The sequence below is a fragment of the Rhodococcus sp. P4_B6 genome (assembly GCF_056402215.1).
Window position 1 is genome coordinate 1 of the sequence record NZ_JBFUHV010000300.1, and the last position, 6,238, is coordinate 6,238.

The window sequence follows — 6,238 nt, forward strand, 5'->3', positions numbered from 1 at the left end:
GTCCGGGCCGGGGCCCTGCTCCGCTGGAGCGTCGCCGTCATCGGGAACGGCCGGGACGAGACCGACCCCCGCGACATGGGTGGCGGAGTCTCCGTGCGGATGGTCAAGCGCGCCCGACTGGGGCAGAAGGACCAGGTCCTCAGCGATGTCGCAGACATCAAGACCCTGAGCAGCCGGCGCGATGAGACCATCGATCTCACCCTCGATGGCCCAGTGCCAGCGACGCACAAAGAGATCCTCGCGCTGCGCCAGAAGCAACGACCCAATCAAGGCCTCCTGCTGATCTATCCGATCGAGCCCGAGTCCAACACCGGGGACAAGGTCGGCCGTCGACCGCTCGCCGCGCCGACCGACGACGTCGTTGTGGGTGTCACCATCCTGTTTCCTGAGCCCCGTCCGGGGAGCCAGGATTCCGACGTCGAGTACTGGAGCGCTGACTTGTCCAATGTCGCGGTTGAGGTGGAAGACGATTCCGTTCTCGAGCAGGACGACGAATCCTCGTGACGGTCAACGGTGCGCAGCTCCAGCACCTCTGGACCGCGGTGGCCACACAACCGGCGACGAAGGCGTTTCGGACGGTCGAGGTCGGCGTCGACTCCTTCCGAGGCCCATTGCTCGCCGCGGTGGACCGCTCGGACCGGCGCGCTCTGCTCGTCCCGATCCTGGCGAAGCAAACACTCAAAGAAGACCTCGACGGTCAGGCGGTCGTCCTCCGCCGGCGGGCGTTGGAGGACGAGCAGAGCTATCGCACGTACGCGTGCCTGGAGCTGGTCGACGCAAATCAGGACGACCTGTTCACCGCGCTGTGTGTCAAGGTAATTGAGCGGATCGCCGCGGACCCGGACAAGGCCGTGGCCGCGCTCAGAAAAGTGCTCTCCGACTGGAGTGCGCTCCTCGCCGGTGCGCGCGAGACGCTGTCGCCGTCAACCTTGGCCGGGCTGTTCGGTGAGCTGTATGTGCTGCGCGAAATGCTCCGACAGGACCCGGGCGCCGTCGCCTTCTGGACCGGCCCGGAGCGGACTGCACAGGACTTTCACCTCGGTGTCGACGCCGTGGAGGTCAAGACCACGGTGGCGGCGGAGGGGCGTCGGGTGCAGATAAACGGCGCCCAACAACTCGATCTTGCGGCGCCGGGGCGACTGGTCCTCAGATGGTTCAGACTCGGTACAGGACAGGGGATCTCGGTTCCCGAACTCGTCGATGAGATCGTGGCACTCTCGGACGACCCGCCCGGCTTCCGAAAGCTCCTCCTGGAGTACGGTTACCGCGAACCAGAGCGCGAGATCTACGCGCGGCGGTTGTTCGAGGTCCTCGAGCACCGCGCCTTCGAGGTCGGACCCGCCTTCCCACGGGTCGTCGCGGCCAGCTTCGTCGGACACGCGGTGCCCGCCGGCGTCGAGGACATCGGCTATGTCATTGATCTGGACTGCGCACCCGCGGCCGCGGCCCGCATCGACGACGAGGCGCTCGCGCAATTTATGAGGCAGTCGTGACGACACCGCAGTGGTGGTCCCAGCCGTTCCCTCCGACCGGCGCGATCGCGTCGGAGGGCATCCGAAACCAGCTCGGCAGGCCACCGGTGGACCCGTTGACCGTGTTCGTTCGAGAGACCGCGCAAAACTCATGGGACGCACGGCTGCCGGGACTGCCGACTACCTACCGGATCGAGTTGACGACCGTCTCGCCGACCCACCGGCCCGCATGGGAGCGTCTGCTGACCCCGCCCCCGCAAACCCAGCCGTTCCTTCAGGTCCGTCAGGCCCTGCGGACCCCGAACCTCAGACTGCTGTCGGTAGTCGACCGGGGCACCAAAGGCCTCGGCGGGCCGACCCGCGCGGACGAGCTCGCGCGAGACCGCCGGGACTGGGTCTCATTCGTGCTCAATGTCGGCGAGAAGCGAGACACCTTCCAGGGCGGCGGCACGTACGGCTACGGCAAGGCCGTGCTCTATCGGTTGTCCCAGGTCGGGACGATTTTGGTCTACACACGCACCGAGGTCCCCGGTGTCGGGCTGACCTCGCGACTGATCGGCATCGCTCTCGGCGACTCCTACGACAGCCGCGAGCGCGTCGACGCGCAAGCGCGACCGTACACCGGGCGGCACTGGTGGGGCGACGTCCAGGGTGAGCACGTCGAACCTCTGGTCGGCAACCAAGCGGACAGCATCGCGCAGATGCTCGGACTGCGTCCCTTCGCCGAGCGCGAGTCGGGCACCACCTTGATCGTCCTCGATCCTGATCTCGAGGATTTCGACGACACCGAGTCGGCGGCACAGCACCTCGCCGACACCATCGCCTGGCAGATGTGGCCGATCATGCTCCCGGAGCGAGGTGACCGTCGCCTGATCCCGCAGGTCGTCGCGGGCGGCCGGACGTACGACGTTCCCGATCCGGCAAAGACATATCCGCTGCGGATGTTCGTTTCCGCCTACCGCCGTCTGCCATCGGATCGGGCGATGACATTGGAATGCAAGAGCCCTCGTAAACCATTGGGTCGCTTCGCGCTCGAAAAAGCCGTCGTGGTTCCCCTGTCGCCCGATTCAGTGCCCTTGGCCGCCAGTTACGCGGGCGTGGACGGGGATCCACACCATGTGTGCTTGATGCGCTCGCCCGAGCTGGTCGTCCAGTACTACAAAGGCCCCGAACCCGGGTCGGTGAACAAGGCATACGCGGGCGTCTTCCGAGCCGATGACGAGCTCGATGAAACCTATGCCGCTGCCGAGCCACCGACCCACGACCAGTGGGTACACGAGCAGTTGACCGGCCACTCCAAGACCTTCGTGAAGGTCACCTTCACCAGGATCCGAGAACAGCTGTCGGCGTTTCGGACTCCGGCGACGACCACCACCACGGCAACCTCGAGTGGAGTCGCGTTGGGCGCCGCGAGCAACTTCCTCGGCGGTCTCGTCGCGGCAGCGTTCGCTGAGCCTGACGGACTGGACGCGAGCGGAGACGATGACACTGTCGAGGGCGGCGGCCGCGGCGGCGCCGGGGGTTCCTCCGGTGCCGGTCGAGGGGGTCGTTCCTCGCCGAAACCCCGTGATCGAGTTCGCGTCGGCGCCGTCGGCGAGCCCCGCGTCGAGGAACGGGACGGTGATGTCGTCGTGGTCCAAAAGTTTGCGGTGACCGGGCCGGGACCCGTTCGCCTCAGCGCTCGTCTCGCCGTGGCTACGTGGGAGGGCCGCGAGGACGAGGCACCGGCCGGCGCAGCTCAACCCGTGGTTCGCTGCTGGGTGACCTCCGCGGGTGTGGAGCAAGCCGAGGCGTGCATCGTCGATAGCCCGTCCGAGGTCGACCTCGTAGTCGATCCGGTACTGGACACGGTGACCGACATCGCTGTCGTCGGCTCCACTGTCGGGGAGGATGCCGCGTGAGTCGGGCCTTTCCGTTCATCCGGCCACCGGCGGACGTGGTTTTGGCGGGACCGTGGTCACGCGCAATCGCCGACGGTACCGAAGAACTTCCGCGGGAACTGCCGGATTGGGACTACGACACCGTCCTCTCGATCCGCCGGCCGGTGCAGGTCGACGGCCTGCGCGCGCGTCGGCTCAGTGGACTCGCCGACGACGCGGAGGTCGACCTCACCGTCCGCTGGGCGGCGTCGAGCTCCGCGCTGCGAGGCCGGGCCTGGCGTGCCGGAGTGCCGCCGCGCGACGGGGTCGAGTTGAACGTCGAGTTCGACCTCGACGGCGATGAGCTCGGCGGCATCCTCGAGCTCAACACCGTCCTCACGTTGCGGCGGTCCACCGGAGATGCCTCGAAGGCGGCGGCCCGCCGCCCGGGCAGTGTGCTGTGGAACGACAAGTTCTCGATCCGGTTGCAAGGCGACGCAGTCCTGTTCCCGCTCGCGATCGCCGATTTCCACGACCTGCCCTACCCGACCAAGGCCAGCTGGTACCTCGAGGTCGGCGAGGATCTCGAGGCTGCCGCACTCGGGTCCATCCTCCTTCTCGCCAACGAGCGGCGGGAGGTCGTAGTCAACGCCCTCGCGGTCGCGGGCTCGCCCACCGACGCCGACCGCCGGGTCCTCTCCACACTGCGCACCGACATTCAGCGAACCCTCATCGAGCGAGCCCTCACGCACGAAGACTTCGCCGACGATGTCGACTACCCGACGGGGTCGCTGGGCGCCCTACTCGCGGCCGTGCTCCGCACGACCTTCCCGGCGTTCACCGTAGAGGCGCTGCGACGTGAACGACTATCCGAGCCTGCGCTGTTCACGAGCCGCATGCAGGACGCGACGAATCTGTTGGCGGCGCCATGACCAGTGTTCTCTACCCACGTCTCCTCGACCGAGCCGCCCGCGAACTGCACCAGCAGTACACGCACTCCAGCCTCGAGCAGCTGCAGGACCGTGCCGCGTTCGCTCACCGATCCGCGGTGTTCGCAGCGACGGGCGGGCGTCGGGTAACCGAGGACGAGCTGCAGGATCTCCGAGATCGAATCGTCAAGGCGGCCGAGAACGCCGGCTTCCCGGGCGAGGGTCGGCGTGCTGATCGTGCGAACTTCGACCTGGAGGTGGCCCAGCTCCTCCACGAGCGCTCCGGGTTGGTGGCAGCCGAAGCGTCCGTCCGCTCGATCTGGGCCTTCTTCGCCCTCGTGTTGCTTCCCGACGTCTCCTATTGGCGCTACCCCAGCCCTCCGATGGACCGAGTCATCGGCACCGACATCACGCGCCACGTCTGGGGACGCCTGTGGTGGCGTGCCCACCTCCTCGCTCTGCCTCAGCAGGTCGAGCCCTATCGACTCCTCGACGCATTCGGCGAAGCCGCGTTCGATCAGATCTTCGCCCGCCGCAGGTCACTCGGCGGCAGCCGCGCACTCGTTCGGGCACTCGCGGAGACCTGGCCGAACATCGAGCGCGGGGGCGTGAACGACCGTCAGCTTCTCCGTGACGTACTCAAGCGACTCCTCCGGACGAGCGTGATTGTCGAGTTCGAAGCCCTCGACGAAGACGAGCTCCGGAGGCAAGTCGCCGAAGCAGTGGCCGAAACGGTGGCCGTCCTCGCCGAGGACGCACCGCCGTCCGGGCGCCGACATGCCCAAAATGACTAGACGGCGCTAGAGTGCACCGGCGGCGCGCGCGACCGGATTCCTGCCCGGGCGGTGGTGACGGCCCGGAAGGTTCACTACCGACCGAAAAGTGGGTCGCCGAACTCGACGACGAGCACGGGCCGTGATCAGTTCACGCGACAGTTCGGCCGGCACTGAACAGCATCTATCCCGAACATGACTCGGCCTTCCTCGAGGGTGAATTCAGCTCATGTCCGAGTCTTCAAACGGCTCACCTGCGGACAGCAGCCGGCCTGTCGTAGGGCTTGTCGGGTACCTCTGCGCTCTCGGGTTGACGGGGTGTGTAGACACCATGTTAGGGTGTCTACACACCCCAACGGAAGGAACTCGAAATGCGCACCCTGACCGACTGGATCCCCGCCCTCGCCGCCAAGTACGACACCCCCGACGTCGTCATGCATATGACCGCGCAGCGACTCGCCGGAAGCCTCGGCATCACATGGGCGAAGGACATGCCCGACAGCGATGTACAGGCCGTCATATCCGCAGTCGACGCACGCTACACCCGATAAACACGACAGCGCCACACCAGCAACTACCGACGACAGGTTCGCGACATGAACACCAGCAGCAGCGCCAAGAAGCCCGCCTGCTACACCATGACCATCGCCACTGACAGAACGCGAGCACAGATGTCCGAAAAGTTCGCCGCCACGCTCGACCAGAAGGCGATCAACTCGATGGTGATGCAGGCACTCCGAGGGAGCGCACTCGACCACACCACCCGCGCCGCAACGGCTTGCACACCGGTCGCTGCCGAATGAGCAAGGGCACACCCCAGAAGGCGATACGAGTCGACCCGGAACTATGGGAGACCGCGAAACAGATCGCCTACCGGCGAGACGAGACAATCTCTGACGTGATCCGACGATCACTGCAGGAGTACATACAGAAGTTCGGCTAACAAGCCGGGGCACTATACCCACCAACGGCAGAGCGAACTGACGGCCAGGCGCGCCAGGGAACCGTCACCAACCCGCACGCCACCACCACAACCGCCGGTCCCGCCCAGCTCACCCGTAAGAGGTCGGCGGCGGATCAGACCCGAACGAGTTGAACGAACCGTGCGGATACACCCGCGGCTGCGGACCACCCCCGTAGTGCTGCCACAAGATCACCGCCGGCAGATAACAGAAAGAACCCCAGCAGCAGACCCACGCACACCC

6 protein-coding genes and 1 pseudogene are annotated in these 6,238 nt (G+C 66.5%); all 7 read left to right on the plus strand.

Annotated features, from left to right (window positions below; translation table 11 throughout):
• Nucleotides 1-504: pseudogene (locus tag AC1DWT_RS48955) on the plus strand (hypothetical protein); the annotation flags it as partial.
• Nucleotides 501-1,493, plus strand: a complete 993-nt coding sequence (locus AC1DWT_RS48960) for a PD-(D/E)XK motif protein (protein ID WP_477926034.1) — start codon at nucleotides 501-503, stop codon at nucleotides 1,491-1,493. The pseudogene AC1DWT_RS48955 and the gene AC1DWT_RS48960, both read left to right, overlap by 4 nt.
• Entirely contained in the window at nucleotides 1,490-3,373 is a 1,884-nt protein-coding gene (locus tag AC1DWT_RS48965) for a hypothetical protein (protein ID WP_477926035.1), read from the plus strand. Before AC1DWT_RS48960 ends, AC1DWT_RS48965 begins: the two co-directional genes overlap by 4 nt.
• Nucleotides 3,370-4,263 (plus strand): hypothetical protein, encoded by an 894-nt coding sequence (locus tag AC1DWT_RS48970; RefSeq protein WP_477926036.1) that lies wholly within the window; start codon nucleotides 3,370-3,372, stop codon nucleotides 4,261-4,263. Before AC1DWT_RS48965 ends, AC1DWT_RS48970 begins: the two co-directional genes overlap by 4 nt.
• Entirely contained in the window at nucleotides 4,260-5,054 is a 795-nt protein-coding gene (locus AC1DWT_RS48975; protein WP_477926037.1) for a DUF6339 family protein, read from the plus strand. The genes AC1DWT_RS48970 and AC1DWT_RS48975 overlap by 4 nt, the downstream gene beginning before the upstream one ends.
• A 350-nt stretch (nucleotides 5,055-5,404) precedes the next feature.
• Complete coding sequence (locus AC1DWT_RS48980) at nucleotides 5,405-5,584, plus strand: hypothetical protein (RefSeq protein ID WP_477926038.1); 180 nt, start codon at nucleotides 5,405-5,407, stop codon at nucleotides 5,582-5,584.
• A 45-nt stretch (nucleotides 5,585-5,629) separates the two neighbouring features.
• Complete coding sequence (locus AC1DWT_RS48985; protein WP_477926039.1) at nucleotides 5,630-5,836, plus strand: hypothetical protein; 207 nt, start codon at nucleotides 5,630-5,632, stop codon at nucleotides 5,834-5,836.
• Nucleotides 5,837-6,238 lie beyond the last annotated feature (402 nt).